Origin of the sequence: Paenibacillus alginolyticus DSM 5050 = NBRC 15375 (assembly GCF_000422905.1) — a bacterium.
Taxonomy (GTDB): domain Bacteria; phylum Bacillota; class Bacilli; order Paenibacillales; family NBRC-103111; genus Paenibacillus_E; species Paenibacillus_E alginolyticus.
This window is the reverse complement of the sequence record NZ_AUGY01000078.1, coordinates 1-22905: the sequence shown is the minus strand read 5'-3', so window position 1 is coordinate 22905 and position 22905 is coordinate 1. Positions and strand designations below refer to the sequence as shown.

The 22905-nt window shown below is 44.8% G+C and carries 19 protein-coding genes and 1 pseudogene; 13 read left to right on the top strand and 7 right to left on the bottom strand.

The genetic code is table 11. The features are described 5' to 3' along the window. The first annotated feature begins 287 nt into the window (after positions 1-287). The 5 genes from spoVB (at position 288) to G519_RS0128320 (ending at position 5469) form a co-directional block, all read left to right on the top strand. On the top strand, positions 288-1838 hold the full coding sequence (gene spoVB / locus G519_RS0128340; protein ID WP_029197555.1) for a stage V sporulation protein B: 1551 nt from the start codon (positions 288-290) through the stop codon (positions 1836-1838). An 876-nt stretch (positions 1839-2714) separates the two neighbouring features. Then, positions 2715-3044 carry a PadR family transcriptional regulator gene (locus tag G519_RS0128335; RefSeq protein ID WP_029197554.1) on the top strand — a complete coding sequence of 110 codons (330 nt, stop codon included), beginning with the start codon at positions 2715-2717 and terminating at the stop codon, positions 3042-3044. A 15-nt stretch (positions 3045-3059) separates the two neighbouring features. Further along, on the top strand, positions 3060-3926 hold the full coding sequence (locus G519_RS0128330) for a pentapeptide repeat-containing protein (RefSeq protein ID WP_029197553.1): 867 nt from the start codon (positions 3060-3062) through the stop codon (positions 3924-3926). Positions 3927-3939: 13 nt separating this feature from the next. Next, complete coding sequence (locus G519_RS0128325; RefSeq protein ID WP_029197552.1) at positions 3940-4701, top strand: ABC transporter ATP-binding protein; 762 nt, start codon at positions 3940-3942, stop codon at positions 4699-4701. Then, positions 4702-5469: an ABC transporter permease gene (locus G519_RS0128320; protein WP_029197551.1), complete on the top strand. Its 768-nt coding sequence runs from the start codon at positions 4702-4704 to the stop codon at positions 5467-5469. Between the two features lie 293 nt (positions 5470-5762). Here the strand turns inward: G519_RS0128320 and G519_RS0128315 are convergent, their stop codons facing one another. Both G519_RS0128315 and G519_RS44960 read right to left on the bottom strand, forming a co-directional pair. Continuing rightward, positions 5763-6872, bottom strand: a complete 1110-nt coding sequence (locus tag G519_RS0128315; protein WP_029197550.1) for a lactonase family protein — start codon at positions 6870-6872, stop codon at positions 5763-5765. Positions 6873-7141: 269 nt separating this feature from the next. Next, on the bottom strand, positions 7142-8026 hold the full coding sequence (locus G519_RS44960; RefSeq protein WP_036634032.1) for a TetR/AcrR family transcriptional regulator: 885 nt from the start codon (positions 8024-8026) through the stop codon (positions 7142-7144). Positions 8027-8197: 171 nt separating this feature from the next. Here G519_RS44960 and G519_RS0128305 point away from each other — a divergent pair, with 171 nt between their 5' ends. Next, positions 8198-8923 (top strand): MBL fold metallo-hydrolase, encoded by a 726-nt coding sequence (locus G519_RS0128305; protein WP_244280255.1) that lies wholly within the window; start codon positions 8198-8200, stop codon positions 8921-8923. Between the two features lie 24 nt (positions 8924-8947). Next, a complete protein-coding gene (locus tag G519_RS44955; RefSeq protein ID WP_244937234.1) occupies positions 8948-10060 on the top strand; it encodes an AbrB family transcriptional regulator in 1113 nt (370 codons plus the stop codon). 1275 nt (positions 10061-11335) lie between these two features. On the opposite strand, the gene G519_RS0128290 is transcribed toward G519_RS44955, so the two are convergent. The 3 genes and pseudogenes from G519_RS0128290 to G519_RS0128285 all read right to left on the bottom strand — a co-directional run bounded on the left by G519_RS0128290 (position 11336) and on the right by G519_RS0128285 (position 13014). Further along, the gene (locus tag G519_RS0128290) at positions 11336-11593 is read right to left on the bottom strand and encodes a PQ-loop domain-containing transporter (RefSeq protein ID WP_244280258.1); all 258 of its coding nucleotides are present in this window, start codon (positions 11591-11593) and stop codon (positions 11336-11338) included. 80 nt (positions 11594-11673) lie between these two features. Beyond that, positions 11674-11799, bottom strand: a pseudogene (locus G519_RS52510) (alpha/beta hydrolase); the annotation flags it as partial. Positions 11800-12096: 297 nt separating this feature from the next. Next, positions 12097-13014, bottom strand: a complete 918-nt coding sequence (locus tag G519_RS0128285; RefSeq protein ID WP_029197546.1) for an NAD(P)/FAD-dependent oxidoreductase — start codon at positions 13012-13014, stop codon at positions 12097-12099. 460 nt (positions 13015-13474) lie between these two features. Here G519_RS0128285 and G519_RS44950 point away from each other — a divergent pair, with 460 nt between their 5' ends. Next, the gene (locus G519_RS44950) at positions 13475-14833 is read left to right on the top strand and encodes a phosphodiester glycosidase family protein (RefSeq protein ID WP_051253762.1); all 1359 of its coding nucleotides are present in this window, start codon (positions 13475-13477) and stop codon (positions 14831-14833) included. 142 nt (positions 14834-14975) lie between these two features. Here the strand turns inward: G519_RS44950 and G519_RS0128275 are convergent, their stop codons facing one another. Continuing rightward, the gene (locus G519_RS0128275; protein ID WP_029197545.1) at positions 14976-15824 is read right to left on the bottom strand and encodes an NAD-dependent epimerase/dehydratase family protein; all 849 of its coding nucleotides are present in this window, start codon (positions 15822-15824) and stop codon (positions 14976-14978) included. Positions 15825-15943: 119 nt separating this feature from the next. Here G519_RS0128275 and G519_RS52505 point away from each other — a divergent pair, with 119 nt between their 5' ends. The 3 genes from G519_RS52505 (at position 15944) to G519_RS44935 (ending at position 18664) form a co-directional block, all read left to right on the top strand. Then, positions 15944-17779, top strand: a complete 1836-nt coding sequence (locus tag G519_RS52505) for an RNA polymerase subunit sigma-70 (RefSeq protein ID WP_244280254.1) — start codon at positions 15944-15946, stop codon at positions 17777-17779. Between the two features lie 133 nt (positions 17780-17912). Continuing rightward, the gene (locus tag G519_RS0128260) at positions 17913-18281 is read left to right on the top strand and encodes a VOC family protein (RefSeq protein WP_029197544.1); all 369 of its coding nucleotides are present in this window, start codon (positions 17913-17915) and stop codon (positions 18279-18281) included. Next, positions 18278-18664: a DinB family protein gene (locus G519_RS44935; protein WP_051253761.1), complete on the top strand. Its 387-nt coding sequence runs from the start codon at positions 18278-18280 to the stop codon at positions 18662-18664. The genes G519_RS0128260 and G519_RS44935 overlap by 4 nt, the downstream gene beginning before the upstream one ends. Before the next feature lie 273 nt (positions 18665-18937). On the opposite strand, the gene G519_RS44930 is transcribed toward G519_RS44935, so the two are convergent. Continuing rightward, entirely contained in the window at positions 18938-21280 is a 2343-nt protein-coding gene (locus G519_RS44930) for a glycoside hydrolase family 95 protein (RefSeq protein WP_036634027.1), read from the bottom strand. A gap of 400 nt (positions 21281-21680) precedes the next feature. Here G519_RS44930 and G519_RS0128245 point away from each other — a divergent pair, with 400 nt between their 5' ends. Both G519_RS0128245 and G519_RS0128240 read left to right on the top strand, forming a co-directional pair. Then, positions 21681-21998 carry a transposase gene (locus tag G519_RS0128245; protein ID WP_029197543.1) on the top strand — a complete coding sequence of 106 codons (318 nt, stop codon included), beginning with the start codon at positions 21681-21683 and terminating at the stop codon, positions 21996-21998. Next, complete coding sequence (locus tag G519_RS0128240) at positions 21947-22870, top strand: IS3 family transposase (RefSeq protein ID WP_127528353.1); 924 nt, start codon at positions 21947-21949, stop codon at positions 22868-22870. The genes G519_RS0128245 and G519_RS0128240 overlap by 52 nt, the downstream gene beginning before the upstream one ends. Positions 22871-22905: the final 35 nt, after the last annotated feature.

The window sequence follows — 22905 nt, the reverse complement described above, 5'->3', positions numbered from 1 at the left end:
CAGTTATTTTTAATTGGTAATAACGGGAAATTTGGTACTCAATACTTGAAATATTCGTGAAGCGATTAAACTATGCTGCTCGTTTGTACAATAAATAAAAAAGAGCCGTCTAAGCAGCTCCTGCACAACAATAGAACACTATCGCCGAAAAGAAAAGTTAAATAGAAAAATCCGCCGCGCCGTATGCGCCACCACATGTCCAATAATGACATCAACAACGGCTTGTTCGCATGCTTTTCCAATTTTTGAATACATTTAAGTATTCGATAAACAGGAGGACACAAGTCATGTCACAACACGGGCAATCGTTCATGAGAGGTACGCTGGTCTTGTCTGCCGCTGCTTTCATCAACCGTATCCTCGGTTTTATCAGCGGCATGTATATCGCTCGCGTACTGGGCGCAGAGGGAATCGGCATTTTGATGATGGCGCATCCGCTCGTCCCGCTCGTCATTACGATTACGGAGCTTGGATTGCCGGTGGCAATTTCAAAGTTGGTCGCAGAGGCCAACGCTCGCGGTGAACGGATGAAAGTGAGGCGCATCCTACATGTCTCGCTCGCTGTCACGGCCGTCTTAAGCGTAGCGCTCACGACCATATCGTTACTTGGATCTGAGTGGATCGCATCCATTCTGCTAAGCGACCAACGCGCTTATTACGCGATGCTGGCGATTACGCCGATCGCGCCGATCGTCGCTGTCTCCGCCGTATTAAAGGGATATTTCCGCGGCATGCAGCAGATGAAGACCATCGCTGCTTCCGATGTACTGGAGCATACGGTTCAAATCGCCTGTGTACTTGCGCTGGTCCACCTATTGCTGCCTTACGGCGTAGCTTATGCGGCTGCTGGAGCAATGGCTGCATCTGTCGTCAGCGAAGCGATCAGCCTCCTATTCCTGGTAACAAGCTATAAGCTATACGGTGAATCGAAGATGCCGGGCGAGACTTGGGCAAGCCACCTGAAACAAGGAAGAAGCACACTCGGCGAGCTGCTGCAGATCGGACTGCCGACGACCGGACACGGTGTCATTCATTCGTTATACAGCACCTTCCAGCCGCTTCTTATTACAACCAGCCTGGCACTAGCCGGCATCGGCACGGTGTTAGCCACGAAACAATTCGGTATGCTGGCCGGCTATGCGTTTCCGCTGCTCTTCATGCCGAGCTTTATCACGCAGTCCTTGTCCACCGCTCTCATTCCTGCAATTGGCGAAGCAGCAGCAAACAAGAACAGTCTGCTCATACATGAGCGAATGAATCAAGCTTTGAACTTGGGACTCCTGATCGGTGCGCCGGCGACCGTTATCCTGTACGAGTGGGCAACTCCACTAACGACACTTGTCTATAAAGCGCCGGAAGCAGGATTGCTTCTGAAAATACTGGCGCCGATGTTTTTCCTGCATTACTTCGACGCTCCGCTTCATGCGATTCTGCTCGGGCTCGGCCGTGCCAAAGCTACGCTGTGGAATTACATAATAGCCACCGCATTCAAGAGTGTCTCGATCTTCGTGTTCGGCAGCCAATTTGGTATTATTGGCGTTGCGTACGGCATCGGTATCGGCATTGTGATGCAAACACTGCTGAACTTCTTTTCCATCTCAAGCTCCATCGGATTTTATTGGAGTATTCGTCCTTATGTCAAGGTTGGGATCTGCATGATGCTGATGGCGATATGCGGACACTGGACCTATAACTATGTTGCCAGCCATGGTATGCCGCAGTTATGGTGCGTAATCACTTCAATCGTCTGTTCCTTGTTTCTCTATTTCGCCTCACTCGTATTGACGGGTACGTTGAATTGGAAAAGTACGCGTCACAGATTTTCGATTCCATGGTAAGTTTACTTGAAAAAGAAAAAGGGCTGTCCCATAAGGCATTTATCTTTAGGCTGCCTCTGTTTTCACTCTGCACTACATGGAAAACCTACCGTTATTTCTGTTGTTTTCTCGCTAAATAGCGATTCCCCCCTAAATTAGTGGGAGTTTTCCAGTTAGTTGACCGTTTAGAGCAGTTAACGCCAAATGAACTGGAGGAATTCCTGTTAGATTTCGCTCCGTATCGAAACAAAATAGAGGCTGCTCGCTAGGTTATTAACCTTTTGAGTCAGCCTCTTTTCGCTGCTAGCTTATAGCGTATATTTTTTCCATGTTAATTCATTGCCTTGCTCTTTACCACTGAAAAATTCCCCTTCTGAATTGAACATAGTTGTCACAGAATGGTGTTTATCGGCAGTAACTGATGTGTTGATCCCACACAATGCGGCTGCCGATTAATAGCAAAAAAGTGACCCGCAGCAACGGGCTGAGGGTCTAAGTTTATATTTTAAAGGGGGTCGACTTTTATTATAATCTTGAATTATTAACGCCACATGAAAATAAGATTTCAGTCATGTAACAATTACTTAACTCTTGTTATCCGCGGTGGCGGTTGATACAGTCATTGTCATGTAGGACAGCAAGATGGTATTCAGGTCCAAGGTCCGTTCGGAAGTTGAGGGTAATATTGCGCAAATTACTACATTCATACCGATACCTACACCGATGTATAAGTCGGAGTGGGCATCGGTATATTTGTGTTCTTTATACGCACAAAAAAAGAGAATGAATCCGTTAGATATCGTTATGAATATTTTTTTCAAACAAAGTATTTTATTTAAAATACTACCTTGACAGTCACAGTAGTGTGTCGTATTATAAAAACACGGAGGTGATGAAATGAGCGAGAACAAAATTACATCCGACCTGCTGCGCGGACATACCGATACGATGATTTTAAGGCTCTTATCCGAAGCTGACCGCTACGGCTACGAAGTTGTCAAATTGATCGCCGAGCGCTCGGGCGGCGAATATGAATTAAAGGAAGCCACGATGTACTCTAGCGTCCGGCGGCTTGAATCAGACGGCGATATCGAGTGGTATTGGGGCGATGAGTCTCAGGGCGGAAGGCGCAAGTATTTTAGGATTACTGAAAAAGGCAAGGATACTTACGCCCGCAACAAAAGCAATTGGGAGTATTCGAAACGCGTGCTAGAAAATTTATTATAAAGGAGATTTGATAAGATGAATCCGAAATTGACGAACTATTTGAACGGCGTTTTCACGACATACGATGGGGTAAAAAGCGTCACCGAATTAAAGGCGGACCTCCACACCGATTTGCAAGAGCGATATCGTGAACTCAAAGCCGAGGGCAAAGACGATGAAACAGCGTTTAATATGACGATTGAAAGCATCGGCGACATCGAACAAACGATTCTGGAGGTCGCAAACCTCTCCCGCTCGTTGGAGCGGCAAGTCGTGACAAACTTTAGCGCGAGCAACCTGCCAATGAGCGACTTTGCGGGCGTTACTGCGCATAAAGGTCAATTTAATGCTAGTGCGTTACGCGGTTCCGACTTTTTGGGTGCAGACTTGACCGGTAGTTCGTTTAAGGCCAGCGACGCACGTGAAGCCAAATTTGACGGCGCGAATTTGACTGACTGTAGCTTTACCTCCCTAGATCTTTCAAACGCGAGCTTTAATGAATCGATCCTTGTACGCACTAACTTCAGCACTTCGGGGCTGGACGGAGCAAAATTCACAGGCATAAAACTGACCGACGTCACGCTAAATAAGACCGATCTTAGAAAAACAATCTTTGAAGGTTGTATCTTTGACGGCGTGGACTTCAAATATTGCGACCTGAGCGGGCAACGTTTTGACGGGCAAACCTTTATCGGCGTTAAGTTTGACAAGTCAGCATTAACCGAAGCTTCGTTTAGGGGCGCTACACTCAAGAATGTATCTTTTCAGGCGTTCTTTTCGTTGACCAATAAGTATTACCGTTCCATCAAAACCATCTGCTTTGACGGAGCATTGATGGATAAGTTGACTTATGCCTCTCTTAAGGGCATGGGAGCCGATTTGTCTAAGGTTACTGTTCGATAAGGAGGGGAATTTTATGCAAAACACATCAATTAAAGTGGTTGGCCTGCAAAAGTCCTACAAGCAGCTTCAAGTCTTAAAGGGCGTAGATTTCGAGGTGGAAAAGGGTAGTATTTTCGCCCTGCTCGGTTCCAACGGGGCTGGCAAGACAACGGTAGTCAAAATCCTCACTACCCTGCTCAAACAAGACAGCGGAACCGCCATCGTAAACGGATTCGATGTTGCGTCAAAACCCGAGAATGTGCGGCAGGCAATCAGCCTGACCGGGCAATTTGCCGCCGTGGACGAAATTTTGACCGGACGGGAAAATCTGATTATGATTGCCAAGCTGCGATACCTCAAAAATCCGCGTCAGGTTGCGGACGACTTGCTTATACGCTTCGGCTTGACAGACGCCGCCGACCGCAGGGCGTCTACTTATTCGGGTGGTATGCGCCGCAGACTCGACATCGCCTTGAGCCTTGTGGGAAAACCGCAGATCATTTTCCTCGACGAACCGACCACTGGGCTTGACCCCGAGGCACGCATCGAGGTTTGGAAGATTGTCAAGGAGCTTGCCGACGGCGGTACGACGGTGCTCCTGACCACGCAGTATTTGGAGGAAGCTGAGCAGCTTGCCGACCGAATTGCTATTCTGCATGAGGGTAAGATTATCGCCAGCGGCACACTCTCGGATCTAAAAAAGCTGTTCCCATCCGCAAAGGTGGAGTATGTTGAAAAACAGCCGACATTAGAGGAGATATTCCTCGCAATCGTCGGCAAAAAGGAGGGAAAGTAAATGGAGACGGCAAAGAATCATTTCTTCACTGATATTAGCGTTATGCTTGGTCGTTCCATGCGCCATATTTTCCGCAGTATGGACACCATCATCACGGTCTGCATCACTCCAATTGCGATGATGCTGCTGTTCGTCTATGTGTTAGGCGGTGCCATTCAAACCGGAACGGATAACTATGTGAATTACCTGTTGCCAGGCATACTGCTTATGGCGATCGCAAGCGGAATAGCCTATACGGCTTACCGCCTGTTTATGGATAAGCAGCGGGGCATATTCGAGCGGTTTCACACCATGCCGATTTCACGTTCCGCCTTGCTTTGGGGGCATGTGCTGACCTCTCTGGTGTCCAACGCTATTTCGGTGATCGTCATCATTCTCGTAGCGCTCGTTATGGGTTTTCGTTCGTCCGCGGAAATACTGCCATGGCTTGCCGTAGCCGGCATACTCGCGTTGTTTACGCTGGCCTTAACTTGGGTAGCGGCGATTTCCGGACTGTCCGCAAAAACGATTGAAGGTGCAAGCGCGTTTTCCTATCCACTTATTTTCCTGCCGTTTATCAGCTCGGCGTTTGTGCCGACTGAGTCGATGCCGTCGGTCGTTCGCGCCTTTGCCGAAAACCAGCCGGTGACCTCGATCGTGAACGCCATCCGTGCGCTACTGGCAGATCAGCCGGTGGGCAATGATATATGGATCGCTCTTGCGTGGTGCGTCGGGATTTTGTTAGTAGCCTATTTCTTTGCAATGAGGGTGTATAAAAATCGGGTGTGAAAAAAGACGCGCAAAATCCAACGGAATCCGACGAAATAAATCGTGAAGCACTTATTACGAAGATTCTCAAATAAATCCTAGCGCAGCCCCAAGTGCTGAAATATCAGCGCAGCTTAAAGCACCTAAGTGGTGCTTTTTATTTTGCCTTACGACTCTCGATTAACTGCCTTAATAAGCAAACACAGCCGACCCAATGGGCCGTCTGCTTTAACTGTTGTATATTGAACTCTCATTTACCGACCCTCGGAATGATTGTTGGGTTTGTTCGGCACCGGGTAGCCCACACACACCCGTCAAAGAACAGCTAATCCTTGCGACCCAAAGTAAGGAAAGTTGGTCCATGCAGCAACCTGCATTCTTACTAGACTACCATCATTTTGGATATTAAATACGGATACTGTACCTTGATTTCCGTTAAGGGTGTAAAAATGCCGTCCATCTCTACTCACTCCAACATCCATCGGAGTACCTGGTGCTGTATCCGGCGGTGTACTGGTAATATGCCTTACCACCGACAGTGCTCCATTAGGATCGATTTGGTAGGTTGAGATGGTGCCACTTAAGGTGTTGGTAATGTAGGCAAAACGTTCATCCCTCGTTGTTACAACCCAACAAGCAGTCTTATATCCGTTTGGTACAGAGCCGCTGATCACATGAAGGATACCATCGTTGCTCAATGAATAAGATGACAGTGAATTTGAACCTGCTTCTGTAACTAAGAGGATTCCAGAGGATAGAAAATAAGCGCCCAACGGTCCTTGACCGTAAGAATCATTAACGATTGGTCCTGTAACCGTACCATTTTTATTTACATGGAATACACTGATATGGTTTGATGTAAACTCGGTGACAACAATTTTGCTGCCATCTGGAGTGAAGAGAACCTGTGCCGGCTGTGCATTGAAAGTACTGAGAGAATGGGTGGATCCGGAAATAGGAGTAAGGCTTCCGTTATCACTTATGTGAAAACCAGTGATATTTGATGCAAAATTGTTTGCTGCATTACCTACATTGGAAACATAGAGAAGATTGCCAAACATACCTATGCTATTGGGCTGGGCACCTCCTGATGGCTTTACATCTACTAGAACGGGTGCTCCGCTGTCGGTTATGATGAAACTACTGATACTATGGCTGCCTGCGTTAACTGCAAGTAGGAAACGTCCATCACGGGACAAAGTTAGGGCGCCTTGTGACGTTAAGGGGTCAATGCCATCGTTTGCTGTTGCAGTGGAAACTTTTTTTATACCAGTACCTCTACCATAAGTTGGGTAGGAACCCACAAAGGTGAGCATTCCATTCATGTCCATGTAAAAGGCAATGATTTGATTCATTACTTCATTATTGGTCATCATATACACCATATTCGCACGCACACGAAAATAATTGTTCTTTATCTGCATTTTATGACTCTCATCCATTCATAATTTTATATGTTTCTTTTGCCATCTAAATTCCCCAACGGATGTAAATTGGTTAACCCCTAACCTGAACCGTTACTACAATAAGCAAAAGGCTGTCGGAACATCCTTGCTTTGTTGAATTTAGGACACGCTAGTAAACAAAATGATATGTTCTCCATCAACTTTTGCCCCTGATGAACCCCTTCTTTGAATAGAAAAAAGAGACCCACAGCAACGGGCTGAGGGTCTACGTTTTATATTAAAAAAAGTTAAATCATTAAGTAAAGCTGCCTTACATAGGGTCTCAGTTCAACAACCGTCTCAAGAAAAGTGGTATATACATGCAGCAGGGTATTATTGGGAATTTCCCGTTTAAGTTCCTGCTGCAGCAAACCGATCACTTCCTGCAGCTCCTGACGAGCACTTTCCGTCTTTTGAAGCTCCTGGATCTTGGCGGAAAAGGAATGCAGAAAAGCGTGGATCGTTTCTTTCTGCGTGTGCGGATCTACAGGATTGATATGGTTAAAGTAGGCATTGGATTCTTTAAGAACTGGCTTGTTTTCATTGCTAATCATATCGTGTACAATAGCATCCATTCGTTCAACAAAGAAAAGAGCCAGCTCCGACATAGGAAGCGCGATCACCTTTTGATGAGCATAAGCAATATACTCCCTTTGGATTCCTCTAAATATGGCTACAATATCCCAGATCCAATCCTCGATACGATCCCCATAAGCTTCATAGAAACAATCCCGGTGCCAGGTAAGCAAAGCAGCTCGCTTATTCTTCCAAGCCACAATAAACTTCTCGTTATGTATGATTGAGAGATCTCTGAATTCGCTAGTAAAAAAGTGATTTTCAAACATATACTGAAGCTGGAATTCAATCTTGCGCCGTAATTTCTCCATGGGAGCCACGTTATCTTGAAGACGATCTAGTTCTCTGGCTTGTTCGAACATGATTTTATGACAATCCTCAAAAACCGCTGTAAATAAATCTTCTTTTGAATCGAATATTTTATAAATGCTCCCTTTAGCCATGCCGCATGCATCTGCAATTTCTTTCATCGAAGTGGAGGAATAGCCTTTTTCTTTAAAAACGGCCATTGCCGTATGTAAAATTTGTTGTTTCTTTATTTCTTCGAGTTCTTCCATAACATTCACCCCTTATTATTCTGACATTATTCGTTTTCGAGGTCAATAAAGGAATTGACAGACAAAACTTACGAGTCATATAATGAACTCATGAGTTTTAACTCTAATAATATGCAGGAGGTGACCAAAGCGTAACGCTTTGGAACGATGAAAATTGCAGATGGTATTGAAATGTTGGAACTAACGATAGATATACTCGGAAGATCCATGGTTATTTATCCCACGGTGATTCATGATTCCCATTCTTATGTGCTTGTGGATACTGGAATGCCGAGCTCTCACAAGGAAATCATAGATCTTATTCGGCAATCGGGTATTGAGGCATCAGAACCACATTCGATTATCCTTACCCATCAGGATCTGGATCATATTGGTGGTCTGCCGCAATTTATAGTAAATAGTAGTCAGCAGGTGAATGTGTATGCGCATGAAGACGATATGTCATATATTAACGGCGAGTTGCCATTTCTTAAATTGCCCCTCGACATCAAACATACCATTCTTCAATCTTTGCCCGAGAAGCACCGTCTGGAGTCTGAGGCTGCATTTTCCAACTCGACACCAGCAAATGTCAGCCATGTGGTGACGGAGGGGGGACGATTACCTTTTGGCGGGGGGCTAGAGGTGATTCATACACCGGGACATACGCCCGGACATATCTGCCTGTATCACGAACCAAGTAAAACACTGATAGCTGGGGACGCCTTGCTTATTGAAGAAGGCCAACTGATGGGACCGAAGCCGGAGAATACACCTAATATGGATGAGGCAATCCGCTCGCTACAGAAATTGAAAGATTTTGAAATTGATAGCATTATTTGTTATCATGGCGGTGTTTTCCGAGGCGATATTCCTCAACGCATCAATGAATTGACTTCGAACCAGAGGAAATCATAAACAAACGAAAAGAAGTGAAAAATCATGAATGACCTACGCTTGTTCCATATGAAATGGGTACAACTTCTGTTCAGCATTGTTCTTGCAGTTATCGGCGGTTTCCTTTTCCAATGGATTCATTGTCCCCTTCCATGGCTTCTCGGCCCCATGATTGTTGTTTTTATCGGTTCTCGACTGTTCAAAAGAATAAAGCCTGTTTGGCCGGGTCCGATGCGTGATAGTGGGATGGTTATTATAGGTTATATGCTAGGGCTGTCGTTCACGCTGGAAACGTTCAAACAAATTGGAAAACAATTGCCCTCCATGATCTTGCTTACCGCGTTGCTTTTGGTTTGTACGTATCTGATTGCTTTGATGGTGGCCAAATTTTCGGGTCTCAATTTTCCAACCGTATTGATGGGAAGTATCCCTGGAGGACTGAGTCAAATGATCGCCTTGGCCGAGGAGCTAAAAGGGATTGATTTAACGGTTGTGACTTTTTTACAAGTTTCCCGGATCATTATGATTATATTCTTTGTCCCTTTGTTTATTTTTAGTCCGTTATTCGGAAGCTCACTTCATCATTCGCTTCCTGATACAGCATCGGCTGCAGCAGCGAGCTGGGGAGGATTATTTCCTCACATTTTGGTGTATGCCGTTGTATGTACAGCCTGTGCTCTTCTCTGGAAAAAGATAAAATTTCCAACTGCATTTTTATTGGGGCCGATGGTTGCAACGATTATCCTGCATCTGTCCGGTTTATCAGGGCCTGCCCTTCCATCGTCACTTGTGAGCATTTCACAGTTGTTGATTGGCGGTTATCTTGGTCTTATGCTGAAACCCGAGAATTTGAAGAATAAATTAAAAATTATATTGCTTGCCTTATTAAGCGGGACTGCATTACTGATCTGCTCGGTTGTTTTGAGCCTCTTGCTAACACAATTGCATCCGGTACCGTTGTCGACCAGCTTTTTAAGCCTTTCTCCGGGTGGGATGGACCAGATGGGGATTATTGCGAAAGAGGTGAACGCCGATCTTTCGTTCGTAACCTGTTACCAGCTATTCCGAACTTTATTTATTTTTCTGGTGGTGCCACCAGTGCTAAAAGCCCTTTTTAAAGCAATGCATCGACGCCGAGCATCAGATAAAGTGGCCTGATAGATAATAACCCTTCAACTTTGCAGTTCATTCGGTGCAGGATTTCTTTTTGTGCGTATTTTCGACTCGAATGAACGAACTTAACATCTAATTATCAAAGCTACATCGCCCATCGCACAATTTGATGCAAATTGTGCATCTCTTTCAAAATGCATCTTCTCATCCGAAAATGAACATTCCCCATCATTTGATGCACTTTTTGCATGTTCTTTTTACAACATCCTGTTGCCACCCAGCCTGCTAATATTAGCTCGTTCGCGGAGTTTTAGATTACTTGAATGAATGGACTGCATGTGATTTATGTTGATTGTACGCAAAAACGGCAACCACCCGAGTACAGACAACAGCTCTGTCCTGTAAGGTCACCGGTCAATCGTTGCTCCCTCCTATGCCGATTGTAACTAAATTTGCTTTCTGTATTCGTTTAATAAATCTAACGTTGTACTCCCTGGAATTGCATATTTTTTTGTATATTCTATTTCCCATTTTATCCTAACTCTGAAATGAAATCAGGATAGCTTTTTTCATATTTAATTGACGATGTACCTGAATATGGGGAAACTCCTGCTGGAATTGAATCTCACAGAGCAAGATAACTAATCTCATAATCCAATAATAACATAATATGGATTATGATTCGGGCATTCAATCCTGTAATCTGCCCATTAGTAGAGCAAAGGGCTGCCACGTGGCAGCCCTTTTTCGTATTTCGTATTTACGTTAGTAAACTTACTCAATTCCGTATTTATCATAAAACTTTTTGACTAATTCATCTCTTTTTTCTTTGCCAACTAATATCCAAGTTTCTTGTTGGTTTGTTTTGCTAAAAAATAGTCTCCGTTATATTAGTATTTCCTATGTTCGTTTAGAACTATTTTTGAATACAAAGTAATACAGAAAAATAGTAACGTAGTAAACCGGGAATAAAATAAGTCCTGCAAATGATATGAATAAAACCATTGTAGCCTTTATGTCCTCATGGTCTGAATCATAACTAATAATTCCATACACAATCAAAATTAACCAGAAAATTGTTAATATATATCCAACTTTGTACGGCAGTTTCACTTAGTGCATCTCCAGTCTTATTTACCGTAGATTAATAAAACGTTCTTCGAATTTCTTGAATTTCTTTTTCTTATTACTATATCACACACCATATATTTCCATAAAATACTTTGCAAATTACCACGTTAACCCGATAGTTAAACAGGCTGCCGATGCTGGCACCCTGTTTCTCATGTTCCTATCGTTTTCCCAGTTAATGACCCCTTATTATTTATGAGATTGAAACCGTACAATAAGGATGATGACTAGTAAAACAACGCATAATGACATTGTATTAGTTATCAAAAAAGCTAAACCAACGCCCGTTACTGCCAAACTAACAGCATAGGCTTCCATGAGACTAATCCCCAATAAAATCAGTAAGTACGACTTTAAACTTAAGTCTGCAACAGATTTTGTTTTCAAAATTTGTATGATCTGAGGAACCCAACCTAAAGAAAGAATGACTCCACCAATTAGTTGCATTACTGAAAACAGCACCGAATCCACTCCATTTTATACTGTTATATTCAGAGCAACCCACTTTGTGATTATTATGTTTTTCGTTAGCTGAACTGATTTTGTATCGAAGTGTGATTTGAGTTAGAATCGATTATGAAATCCCAGTCGTCATAGTGAAGCTCATGTCCTGTACCTTCCAATGTCAGTAAAACCGCACTCGGAATAGAGGATCCTCGTTCCGCGAAAACGTGAAATACGCTGTTTTGAGCAAAATAAAGCTTCTACGTTCCGCTATAATCTGGTGATGCGGTACGTTTTGAGTTTGGAAAACAGATATAAGAGAATATGTTCACAGGTGGTTGACAATCATTGCTTGGCTACTTAGTAAAGGAGCGGCTGAGAAGATCACCCTGACGGTCCTTTTTCGGCATCTATCATAATTTCCTATAAAATAAAAAAACACAGGGTATCAGCCTGTGTTTACAGTAATCGAAAGAATTTGGAAATGAACACAATAAAATGTTCACCTAATTGCCCTCAAAAGGTTTATTCCATGCCTCTTCATTCAATTCATTGTTTATGCCCACACCGGCCAATGAGCCCAAAGAAGCAGCTATAATGGCCTGATGAAGTTGTGATGCTGCATCACCGGCACTAAAAACGCCTGAAACGTTCGTTTTACCGAAATTATCGACGATGACAGTCCCTGCTTCCGTAATCTGGCAACCTATGGCTTGCGGCTGGTCTGATCCAGTAGTAAGTTTCGGTCTAAAAAATATCCCCGTGCATGGGATTCTTGTACCGTCCTCCAGAACAACTTGCTGTACCATGCCTTCGTTGGATTCGACAGTCTGGATCGGTGAGTCAAATACTGGAACGTTATGTTGATTTAGTTCTTCACGCTGTTCATCCGTCAATTCATCAGGTCCATGGGTACAGATTGTTAACTGATTCGTCCATCCTGATATCATTTTGGCCATGTGCAATGCATCCGCTCCCTTGACTATTAAGACAAGCGGTTGCTCTCTTAGTTCCCAGCCATCACAATACGGACAGATAAAGGCACTTTTACCATATACGTCTGCCAGCCCCTTAATATCCACCGGGAGGTCCTTCATTCCTACTGCAAAGAGCAGCTTTTTGCTTCGATAGGTCTCTCCTCGCGCAGTCGTAATTTGAAAATCACCATCGGTTCCCGTGATCGATAGAGCAGTATCCTCCACAAAGTTAACAGATGGATATGAACTAATCTGTTCCTTCGCAATTCGCCTAAATTCGCTTGGACTGATAGGATCTCTAGTAAGAAAGCCGTGGGTCTGGCGAGTAACCCCATTACGCGGGCGTCCTTCATCAATAACGACCACATTTTTTCTTGCCCTGCCTAAAACAAGAGCAGCATTTAGACCTGCCGGTCCTCCGCCGATAATAGCACAATCGTGAGTCATTCTGATTCTTCCTTTCAAATTTCGAAATTTCATTAGAGATATAATAGATTAGTTATATCTTTAATAACTTTAAAAAAAACGGTTCCTTACTCCGTCTTGATTAATTTCGACAAGCTCAGCAAGCAATAGCACGCCATCAGGCTTATCAGGCGCCGCCGTTATCAGATTGCATGAAGCGCATAGTCGATCGACTGCGAATATTTCATTCAGCACCACAATTAAAGACTTTATGAATCCATAATAACTCTAATGTTTTTAAAAGGCAAGCAATAATTCCGTACAATACGGATTCCACACTTTTTTTTGTAAATACAATACTTTTATTTCAATAAATACCAATGTTATTAAGAATACAGAGTGGTAAAATGTAATTTGGTTTGCTGAATTTAACATTTAGTTAATGAGATTTTTTTGAGAGATAGAAGAGGTATAAATCGATAGAATAGGAGGAGGAGTTAACATGAATATTGCAACAACTACGTTCAAACAAATTAAGGGCTGGAGCTGGCTGAAGCGAATTTTGGGCGCAGTCGCGCTACTTGGATTCCTTAGCTCTAGCTTCCTATATTTGACTCCACTAGGGACGAATATCCGTATGTTTTTGGCTAATACTGTCATCGAAACGCAACACCGCGACTGGGCTTGGATCTTCGTCGGTGCCAAGAAACGCGATGAAATGATCAACGCTATGGGCTTAATGAGCGATGCAAATGCCAAAGAACCGCAGGATTTGAGCGCAATTACGATCCGCAAACATGAAGGTCAATTAACCAAAGTCGAAGACATCTCGGGTCATGGTTGGGTTGGCAAAAAAATGTATGTCTACGACCCGCGAGCTCTGCGCGTTGTCGTACCCAACACGGTAGGTCAAGGAGAACGCATAACTTCCATGGTACAGCGAACGGGTGCGGTTGCCGGAGTGAACGGCGGCGGCTTCGACGATCCGCAAGGGCTTGGCAACGGTTTTGCTCCGGTCGGCGTCATCATGTCGGGAGGCAAAATATTGTACACTGGCGTGGACGGAACCGTTCCACAACACGTAGTTGCCTTCACGAAAGAAGGAAAGCTAGTTATAGGTAAATATCCAATTGACCAACTGTTGCAGATGCATGTTACAGATGCGGTGTCGTTCTATCCGCGCGTGATTGCGAACGGTAAAGCTTTACCGATCGAAGGAGATGGTCTCAACCCGCGGACAGCCATAGGTCAGCGCGCTGACGGCGTCATCATTCTCGTGGTCATCGACGGGCGTCAACCTCCTTACAGTATTGGAGCGACGTTGAAGGAAGTACAGGATTTGTTGCTGGCAGAGGGATGTATCAACGCTGGCTTCCTTGACGGCGGAGCTTCCTCCGAGATGGTTGTAAATGGACAACTCATTACTAAACCGTCCAGTAAATATGGCGAACGCAGACTGCCTTCCGCCCTGCTCGTCTTTGAACATCCGGATAAGATTCAAGTTCCGAATATCTGGGATGGGTTGACGAAGATTGATCCTGGCGGTGCTTACGACAATCCGGATTATATTGCGGACATACAAAAGCAGCATGCCAATAAACCCAAATCAACGTCTACTCCGAATCCCAAGGCTTCTGCTACAAGAACACCCGAGCCCACGCAAACGCCTGGCGCAATCGAGACACCGTCTCCATCGCCGGAAGGAAGCATGACGCCTTCGCCTAGCGTAACACCATCAGTCAAACCTACCGTTTCGCCAACGCCAGCCGTTACTCCAACTGGCACGCCCTCCGTATCGCCAACACCAGGCGCTACCCCAGGGGAAACGCCAACAGGTACGCCGTCAGGAAAAAATAAATAATATCAAGCCCCAAGCTAGTATAAAGAAGCTTGGGACTTTTTTTATTTATACAGATTGATAACCTTCAGATTACACCTCTTGTAAATCCAGTATATCCAAAAGTCATTGTATTTATGGTTCGGGGGCATTAAAGATGAATGAATCACAAGGCTCCAGCATCTCTTGCTGTATAAAATGAAGGGAAAACTGGACGATAGTTAAGCTCGTTCCGTATGCGGCTTGTATCCACGATCATGTCCCATGGATTGAACGGTTGTTGTATGGATTCAGCCGCTAATTGTTCGGACTGATGATGAAGCTGAAACAGCTCTGCCACCGTAATCGGAGAATCATCAGCCACGTTATAGATGTGGCCATCTATGCCAGGAGTGGAAGCGGCAAGCAGCAGGGCTTGACTAACATCCGCATGGTGGACCATGTGAAGCCGCTTGGCGGGATGCCATGTACGCATCATCGGTAAGAATTCTGTAATATGAGGATCGCATTCCCCATAGACAAAAGCTAACCGTGCGATGCGGAGCCCTAATCCCTTATCACGATAAAGCTGGAGTAAAGCTTCTTCAGCTGCCATTTTGGTCTGAGGATAAAGGAATCCAGGCTGCAAAGGGTCATTTTCACGGCTCGGTCCGCTAGTATTCCCTGCGCCATACAATAAGTTGGTGCTTGCAAATACAAATCGCGGAACATCCGCCTTCAGGGCAGCTTCCGCCAAAGCGATACTGGCGTCGATGTTTGACATTTGCGCAGTTGCTTCGTCTACACCGCGAAATTGCGCCGCTAGATGTACAACGACATCCACGCCTTTCAGCGCGTTAGCGAAATTTTCCGGCTGAAAAAGATCGCCTTCAATCAAATTTGTGCCTTGCAGTTGAAACGTATCTGCTTTCGTCGCATCACGTACCAAAACACTAACGTTATGACCGCGCTGCAGCAAGCGTGGTACAAAGCGGCTTCCTACTTTTCCTGTTGCCCCAGTTACAAAAATATTCATTTTCGATTACCTCCTTAAGTTTTGTCGGTGCTATACTTGCAGTATTACATATACTGGAATCATCTGCCTTCCTGCGCTTATCGTACGACTGGCAGTGTCAGGATAAAGGGGACAAGACTATGAAAGAGAACCCTCCTAGCTTATCGCTTGGCGATTTTTTGCGAGCACGTCGAGAACGCCTTACTCCAGAGGAAGTGGGGCTGCCGTCATACGGGCGTCGCCGAACGCCCGGGTTGCGCCGCGAAGAAGTAGCCCAGCTTGCCCATATGGGTACTTCATGGTATACCTCTTTGGAGCAGGGCAGAGATATCAATCCTTCCGAACAAGTGCTTGATAGCTTGGCCGAAGCACTAAAGTTGTCTGTTGATGAACGTCGTCATCTTCACATGTTGGCAAAGGCAGCTGAAGTGAAGGGAGATAAACCCGAACAAGAGGTAAGCGCTGGTTTGGAGCGCACGGTGCTGGCTCTTGAACCGAATCCTGCGTTCATATTGGGGCGATATTGGGATTTGTTGATGTGGAATCAAGCAGCAGAAATCGTGTTTCACCTGCCGGAATTTTCTAAGGGATCAGGGCAGCACACTAACTGGATGCGACGTTTCTTGACCGATTCTTCTCTTCGAACGAATAATCTGGATTGGGATGCCAAAGCGCAGGTCATGATTGCACAGTTTCGTGCTGATTACGCGCACTTCCCGCAAGACGAGAGATTTGGGAAATTGACGGAGGAATTTATGCAGATAAGCGAATTGTTCCGTTCTTATTGGCCGCGACATGACGTTCAGTTGGTTGCTGACTGCCACAAACGATGGAAGGATCCTTGCATAGGGGAGATGGAATTTGAGCATGTAACCTTGCAGCCACCGGGTAATCAGGATCTGAAGATTATGATTTTTACTGCTTCGCCGGCTACTTCTGAGCGTTTGAAGAGTTTACTTAGAAAATTCAAATATCATAATAGAGGTAATATGACCGAAAAGCCTATAGAGCTAGAGTTGTTCGAAGAGTTTAGGACGGAGCTAACTTCATACTGTTACAGAATGTTAGGGTCAATTTTCGATGCTGACGATGCTGTTCAGGACACCCTTATTCGCGCCTGGCAAAGTTGGGACCAATTTAGGCAGGAAGCCTCTCCTAGATCCTGGATTTACCGCATTGCTACAAACGTTTGTCTAGATAAGCTGCGATACACAAAGCGCCGTGCACTTCCAATGGACCTGTCTGGACCCGCCGTTTCGATTGTGGAACCTCGAACGGTTTTACCCCATACATCATGGATTTGGCCGGTGCCTGACACTGCATGCGATCCAGTAGATCTTCTAGTTCGGAAGGATACCCTGCGATTGTCCTTTATTGCTCTGCTGCAAACCTTACCACCCCGCCAACGCGCGGTGCTCATTCTAAATGATGTCCTCAGATGGTCGGCCAAACAAACTGCGGAAGCAATGGGAATGACCTCAGTGGCTGTCAACAGTGCCTTACAAAGAGCGCGGGCGACGATGACTCGTGCGAACCTTCGGTCGGATGAGCTTCGGGATATGGACGCCGAGGCAGACCGCCAACTTCTCACCCGTTACGTGGAAGCTTTTGAACGATACGATATCGATGTGCTAATGGAGTTATTTCATGAGAACGCAAGCTTATCGATGCCGCCTTTCGTCATGTGGGTTCGCGGCCATGCCAACCTCGCTTCCTTCTATGCAGCCACGCGAAGCCATTGTTTTGGTTCCCGGCTCCTTCCGGTCAGCGCCAATGGTAAAAATCCTGCCTATGCCCAATATGCACCTGATGGACCCGATGGGACTTTGAAACCGTGGGGCATACATGTGCTTGAGATTAAAGATGGAAAAATCGGTCATATTCACACCTTTATAGATACAGCCTTGTATTCTCGGTTTGGTCTTCCAACACAATTAGACGCGAGGCCAGCCATCAGTAAGCAATCTGACGAGTAAAATTTACCAGTCAGTATCGAAGTAGCAACTATCGTGCTTTTATTTAGACGTACCGATGATTTTTGAACAGCTCATTCGTCTATATTTATGAATAGCTAAACGCATTCAAATTATAGTCTATGGAGGTTGAAAAATGTTACAACGTTTGTTTATTTGGGTTGAGATTCCAGTAGTGAATTTGAAATGGGCAAAAACTTTTTACGAGCAGATTTTTCAGTGTGAAATGCAAGTGGTTCCGATGGATGATTCCGAATACGCATTTTTCCCGGTTCGGGAGCAGTTTAATGGTGGAGCTTTAGTACAGGGACCGAATCACAAACCATCTACAGAGGGTCTCACTGTATACCTGGATGGAAGCCCAGACCTGGCAACAATTCTATTACGCGTACATGAAGCTGGTGGACAAGTTATTATGGAGAAAACATATGCTGGAAATAACGCTGGGTACTTAGGCATGTTTATTGACAGTGAAGGCAATCGCATCGGGCTGCAACATATGTGAACGAAGGTCAAAAGTTGAAAATCTTTACTTCTTTGCATGATCTGATATCTAAAACCGGATTAAAATTTGATGCAGTGGGTGGGCATGGGAGCCAGGTTCCCTCTTCTGCAAAGGAAATAGCGAATAGCTTTCGTCAGTCAAGTGAATCCATGATTACCGCAATAAAAGAGCAATGGACAGACGAATCATTAAAAGAAATAAAAGATATACATAGAGAAAAATGGTCGAATGGATTAACGCTTTATATCTTAAATTGTCATCTGATACACCATCGCGGTCAAATGACGGTTCTAATGCGTCAAGCAGGTCTGAAAGTACCTGGCATGTATGGTCCTTCACTGGAAGAATGGGTGGAGTATGGTCTGCTTAAGCCTACTGATTAATCAATCTAAGGACTTGCAAGTTCGATTTTCTTGAGAAGACTGTCGCAATTCTACAGTGATTAATAAAGCAGTTGATGTCAGAGAACCGGATTCCCTTGTAAGGGTCCGGTTTTTTCATGCAAACACATTTGCTTGGCGTACATTCCTCCCTCCCCGGCTCAACTAACACGTGCGGTACAAGGGGGATTGCAATAGACTGATGTTAAAAAAGACACCTAGCATGCAGCATACAGCATGGGGTGTCTTTTTCCAATCCTTGTTGCCCTTCTACATTCAATGTTCTTGAACGGTCAACGGATTCAATGAAAGCGAATATCGTTTTCCTATCACCGTTTGAAATTCACTCTTAACCAAAGCATCGATCTGAACGCTGCAAAGTCCTCCAGAATGCGAATAAATCTCCGCTTCAACAATCTCGCCCTTATCCCATTTTATGCTCACCTCAAATCCTCCGCGTGCCCTTAAGCCTTTAACGAAGCCTGTCGGCCAAGCATCAGGCAAAGCGGGAAGCAATTGAAGATAACCCTGATGTGATTGCAGCAGAAGTTCAGCTATTCCAGATGCCGCGGCAAAATTGCCGTCAATTTGAAACGGGGGGTGTGCATCAAACAAATTCGCATAAATACCGCCCGTTTGATAATTTTCCGTATCATCTTTAACAAGCCTAAGCAGATTGGCAATAAGGTCTAGCGCCCGGTTTCCATCTCCAAATCGGGCCCATAATCCCACTTTCCAGCCGAGACTCCATCCCGTCCCCTCATCTCCGCGCCTATTCAAGGATTGCTGCGCTGCAGCATATAACTCCGGTGTTGTATGCTGTGTCAACTGACGGCCAGGATAAACGCCGAATAAATGGGAGATATGCCTATGATGCTTATCTTCGTCCTCGAAATCCTGAGACCACTCCTGAAGCTGGCCATATTTGCCGATTTGCATCGGAAATAAGCGACTTCGCGCATCTTCCAATTCTAGACGGAAGTCAGCATCCATTTGCAAAATGTCTGATGCTTCTATACAATTTGTAAACAAATCCCAAATGATTGACATATCCATAGTGGCTGCCGCACTAACACCTGCTTTTCCTTCTGCGGTCACAAATTTGTGTTCCGGAGACGTAGATGGCATGGTAATTAATCGGCCAGAACCGTCATCTACCAACCAATCCAAGCAAAAAAGCGCTGCTTCTTTCATAATAGGATAAGCATAATTGCGCAAGAAAGTGTCATCCTTGCCAAATGCATAGTGCTCCCATAAATGCTGTGTTGTCCAGGGTCCCCCCATCGGCCATAAAGCCCAAACAGGATCTCCTTGACCATAATCACCTACAGGTGAGGCTTGGCACCAAATATCCGTATTATGATGTGCCGTCCAGCCACGAGCCCCATAATTGACATCTGCTGTTTTCTTTCCGTTCTGCGACAATCTTCCGATAAAATGGAGGAAAGGCTCATGGCATTCCGCAAGATTGCAGGTTTCTACCATCCAATAATTCATTTGTGCATTAATGTTAAGCGTATAGTTGCTGCTCCACGGCGGCCGTATTTCTTTATTCCAAATGCCCTGCAAATTAGCCGGTTGCGTGCCTGGACGAGAGCTGGCAATCATCAGATAACGGCCATAATGAAATAAGAGCTCAACCAGTCCGGGATCCTTAGCCCCATATTCGGATATCCGCTCTTTCGTCGATAAATCGGCTGGCGCAACGGTTTCACCCAAGCTAAGCTCTACCCGATTAAATAGAGCTTGATGATCCTCAATGTGTTTGCGTCGCAGTGAATCATACGATTGCGCCTTCACCAACTCCAGCGCTCGGGCAACAAGAGGCTCAGGATCCTTCCCCTGTCTGCCTGGCGATTTGTCATAACCGTTAAAGCTAGTCTCTGCCACGAAATAGAGAGTGACTCCCGTAGCTCCAAGAATATGCATGCCGTCATGATCGACTTGCAGCTTACCGTCATCCAACACTGCCCCTAGACGAGCTTCAAAACGTATCGCTTCTGCAGTTATAGGATCACCGTATACAACCGGATTATCGGTCGCATAGTAATTCGGATCCACATGTTCAGGTGCAGTTCCCTTAAGCAGCAGATCATTTTCAAATGTATCCGTTCGATAATTGAGCTGACTATCCAGCTTAATATGCAGGTTCAACATCCCCGTTTTGCTTGCTTGCAAACGAAGCACAATCACTTGGTCCGGATGGGAAGCAAACATTTCCCGGCTGTATGTAACATTGCCAATCCGATACTCCACACGAGATATTCCTTCTTGAAGAGATAGGCTCCGTTGATAAGATTGATAAAGATCTCCGTGATCAAACTTAAGGTGCAAGTTGCCAAGCGGCATATAGGATTGTGTGTACGGACCCAACATTTCCTTACTCAGCTTATCTGCTTCTATAAATTTACTATCCATGAGAAGACGGCGGACTTCTGGAAGTACTTCTTTGGCTCTGTGATTGTTGCCTTCCTTTGGGGAACCGGACCACAATGTGTCTTCATTTAATTGCAAATGTTCGTTCATCACCCCACCAAATATCATGGCACCGAGTCGGCCATTACCAATGGGCAGCGCCTCTGTCCACTTTTCTGCTGCTGAGAAATATTGAAGCTTCATTTTTCTATCTCCTCACTTTTATTTAAATTCATTCGATTTAATTGTATGCAACATGCTTCGACTTCTGCTCAAAGCTCTAGTTGCCCCCCTGATAGCGCTTTCTATATTTATACTACAAGATTCAATTTTCTAATAGATACACTTCGGAATAATACGTACATTTTTCCGTTCTGAGATATCATATGAACCCAACAAAACAAAGAGGCTGACTCAAAAGGTCAATAACCTAGCGAGCAGCCTCTATTTTGTTTCGATACGGAGCGAAATCTAACAGGATTCCTCCTGTTCATTTGGCGTTAATTGCTCGAAACGGTCATCTAACTGGAAAACTGCACCTAGAATAAGAAGTGGACACCTCACTAAGAGAATTAGATAATAATCATAACTAGGAGGTGTTCACATGAGTGGGCAGCGGAGATCATTCAATGAAGAATTTAGACGTCAAACAGCAAAGTATTTGCAAGAGCAGACAAAGTCTGTAGAGGAGATTGCACTCGAACTGGACATACCTGCGAAAACGCTACATGCTTGGAAAGCAAAATACCGCGAGTTTAAAAATGAATCCGTCAATCAAAGTGAACGGGTTCGAGAACTCGAGCAACTGTTGAAAGAAAAAGAACGTGAACTGAGTCAGAAAGACCGCCGTTTAGCTGATGTAGAAGAGGAATTGGCTATCGTAAAAAAGGCGGTGCACATCTTCAGCAAACCAAAGAATTAAGGTTTCAATTCATTGAAGATCATCGCTCTGAGTTTCCAGTGGAGAAGATGTGCAGCGTGCTTAAAGTATCCAGGAGCGGCTATTACAAATGGCGTACGGCAGCACCGTCCGAACAGCAAAAACACAAAGAGATGCTAACAGAGCGGATTAAGTTTCACTTTAAGGACTCTGATCAACGGTACGGAAGTCCAAGGATCTGGAATGAACTTAAAAAGGAAGAATTGCGGGTATCTGAGCGTACTGTCGGCAAGATCATGCGTGAACAAGGCCTTCGCTCTTGTATGTCAAAGAAATTCAGAGTAACAACAACGGATTCGAAACACAATGAACCCATCGCTCCAAATGTACTCGAGCAAGACTTTTCAGCGACAAAACCCAATGAAAAATGGGTAGCTGACATTACCTACATTCCCTGTCGTGAAGGAAAACTGTACTTAGCAAGCGTAATGGATCTGTATACGAAACAGATTGTAGGCTGGAAACTGAGCGACAGCATGACGACAGACCTCGTGCTAGACGCATTAAAACAAGCCTATCGCGCAAAGAAGCCTAAAAAGAATCTTATTCATCATTCTGATCGTGGCGCTCAGTACGCGTCCAGTGACTACCGTAAACAGCTCAAAACCTATCGAATGAGAGCTAGCATGAGTCGTAAAGGGAACTGCTATGATAATGCCTGTATCGAGGCATTTCATAGCATTTTAAAGCGCGAACTTATTTACTGCACCCCGACATTCAAAACGAAGCAGGAAGCCTATGAGAAGCTGTATCGTTACCTTGAATTATTTTACAACCGCAAAAGATCCAACAGTACGCTAGGCTATGTGTCCCCTCTACGCTTTGAGCAGCAGTATTATAGACGCACTGCCTGAAAATTAGGAGTGTCCACTTTCTTGACAGAAGAGCA

Bases quoted from the DNA above. Each gene is read 5' to 3' on its own strand.
- spoVB (WP_029197555.1), top strand. From the start codon at position 288: ATGTCACAACACGGGCAATCGTTCATGAGAGGTACGCTGGTCTTGTCT.
- G519_RS0128335 (WP_029197554.1), top strand. From the start codon at position 2,715: ATGAGCGAGAACAAAATTACATCCGACCTGCTGCGCGGACATACCGAT.
- G519_RS0128330 (WP_029197553.1), top strand. From the start codon at position 3,060: ATGAATCCGAAATTGACGAACTATTTGAACGGCGTTTTCACGACATAC.
- G519_RS0128325 (WP_029197552.1), top strand. From the start codon at position 3,940: ATGCAAAACACATCAATTAAAGTGGTTGGCCTGCAAAAGTCCTACAAG.
- G519_RS0128320 (WP_029197551.1), top strand. From the start codon at position 4,702: ATGGAGACGGCAAAGAATCATTTCTTCACTGATATTAGCGTTATGCTT.
- G519_RS0128315 (WP_029197550.1), bottom strand. From the start codon at position 6,872: ATGCAGATAAAGAACAATTATTTTCGTGTGCGTGCGAATATGGTGTAT.
- G519_RS44960 (WP_036634032.1), bottom strand. From the start codon at position 8,026: ATGGAAGAACTCGAAGAAATAAAGAAACAACAAATTTTACATACGGCA.
- G519_RS0128305 (WP_244280255.1), top strand. From the start codon at position 8,198: ATGTTGGAACTAACGATAGATATACTCGGAAGATCCATGGTTATTTAT.
- G519_RS44955 (WP_244937234.1), top strand. From the start codon at position 8,948: ATGAATGACCTACGCTTGTTCCATATGAAATGGGTACAACTTCTGTTC.
- G519_RS0128290 (WP_244280258.1), bottom strand. From the start codon at position 11,593: ATGCAACTAATTGGTGGAGTCATTCTTTCTTTAGGTTGGGTTCCTCAG.
- G519_RS0128285 (WP_029197546.1), bottom strand. From the start codon at position 13,014: ATGACTCACGATTGTGCTATTATCGGCGGAGGACCGGCAGGTCTAAAT.
- G519_RS44950 (WP_051253762.1), top strand. From the start codon at position 13,475: ATGAATATTGCAACAACTACGTTCAAACAAATTAAGGGCTGGAGCTGG.
- G519_RS0128275 (WP_029197545.1), bottom strand. From the start codon at position 15,824: ATGAATATTTTTGTAACTGGGGCAACAGGAAAAGTAGGAAGCCGCTTT.
- G519_RS52505 (WP_244280254.1), top strand. From the start codon at position 15,944: ATGAAAGAGAACCCTCCTAGCTTATCGCTTGGCGATTTTTTGCGAGCA.
- G519_RS0128260 (WP_029197544.1), top strand. From the start codon at position 17,913: ATGTTACAACGTTTGTTTATTTGGGTTGAGATTCCAGTAGTGAATTTG.
- G519_RS44930 (WP_036634027.1), bottom strand. From the start codon at position 21,280: ATGAAGCTTCAATATTTCTCAGCAGCAGAAAAGTGGACAGAGGCGCTG.
- G519_RS0128245 (WP_029197543.1), top strand. From the start codon at position 21,681: ATGAGTGGGCAGCGGAGATCATTCAATGAAGAATTTAGACGTCAAACA.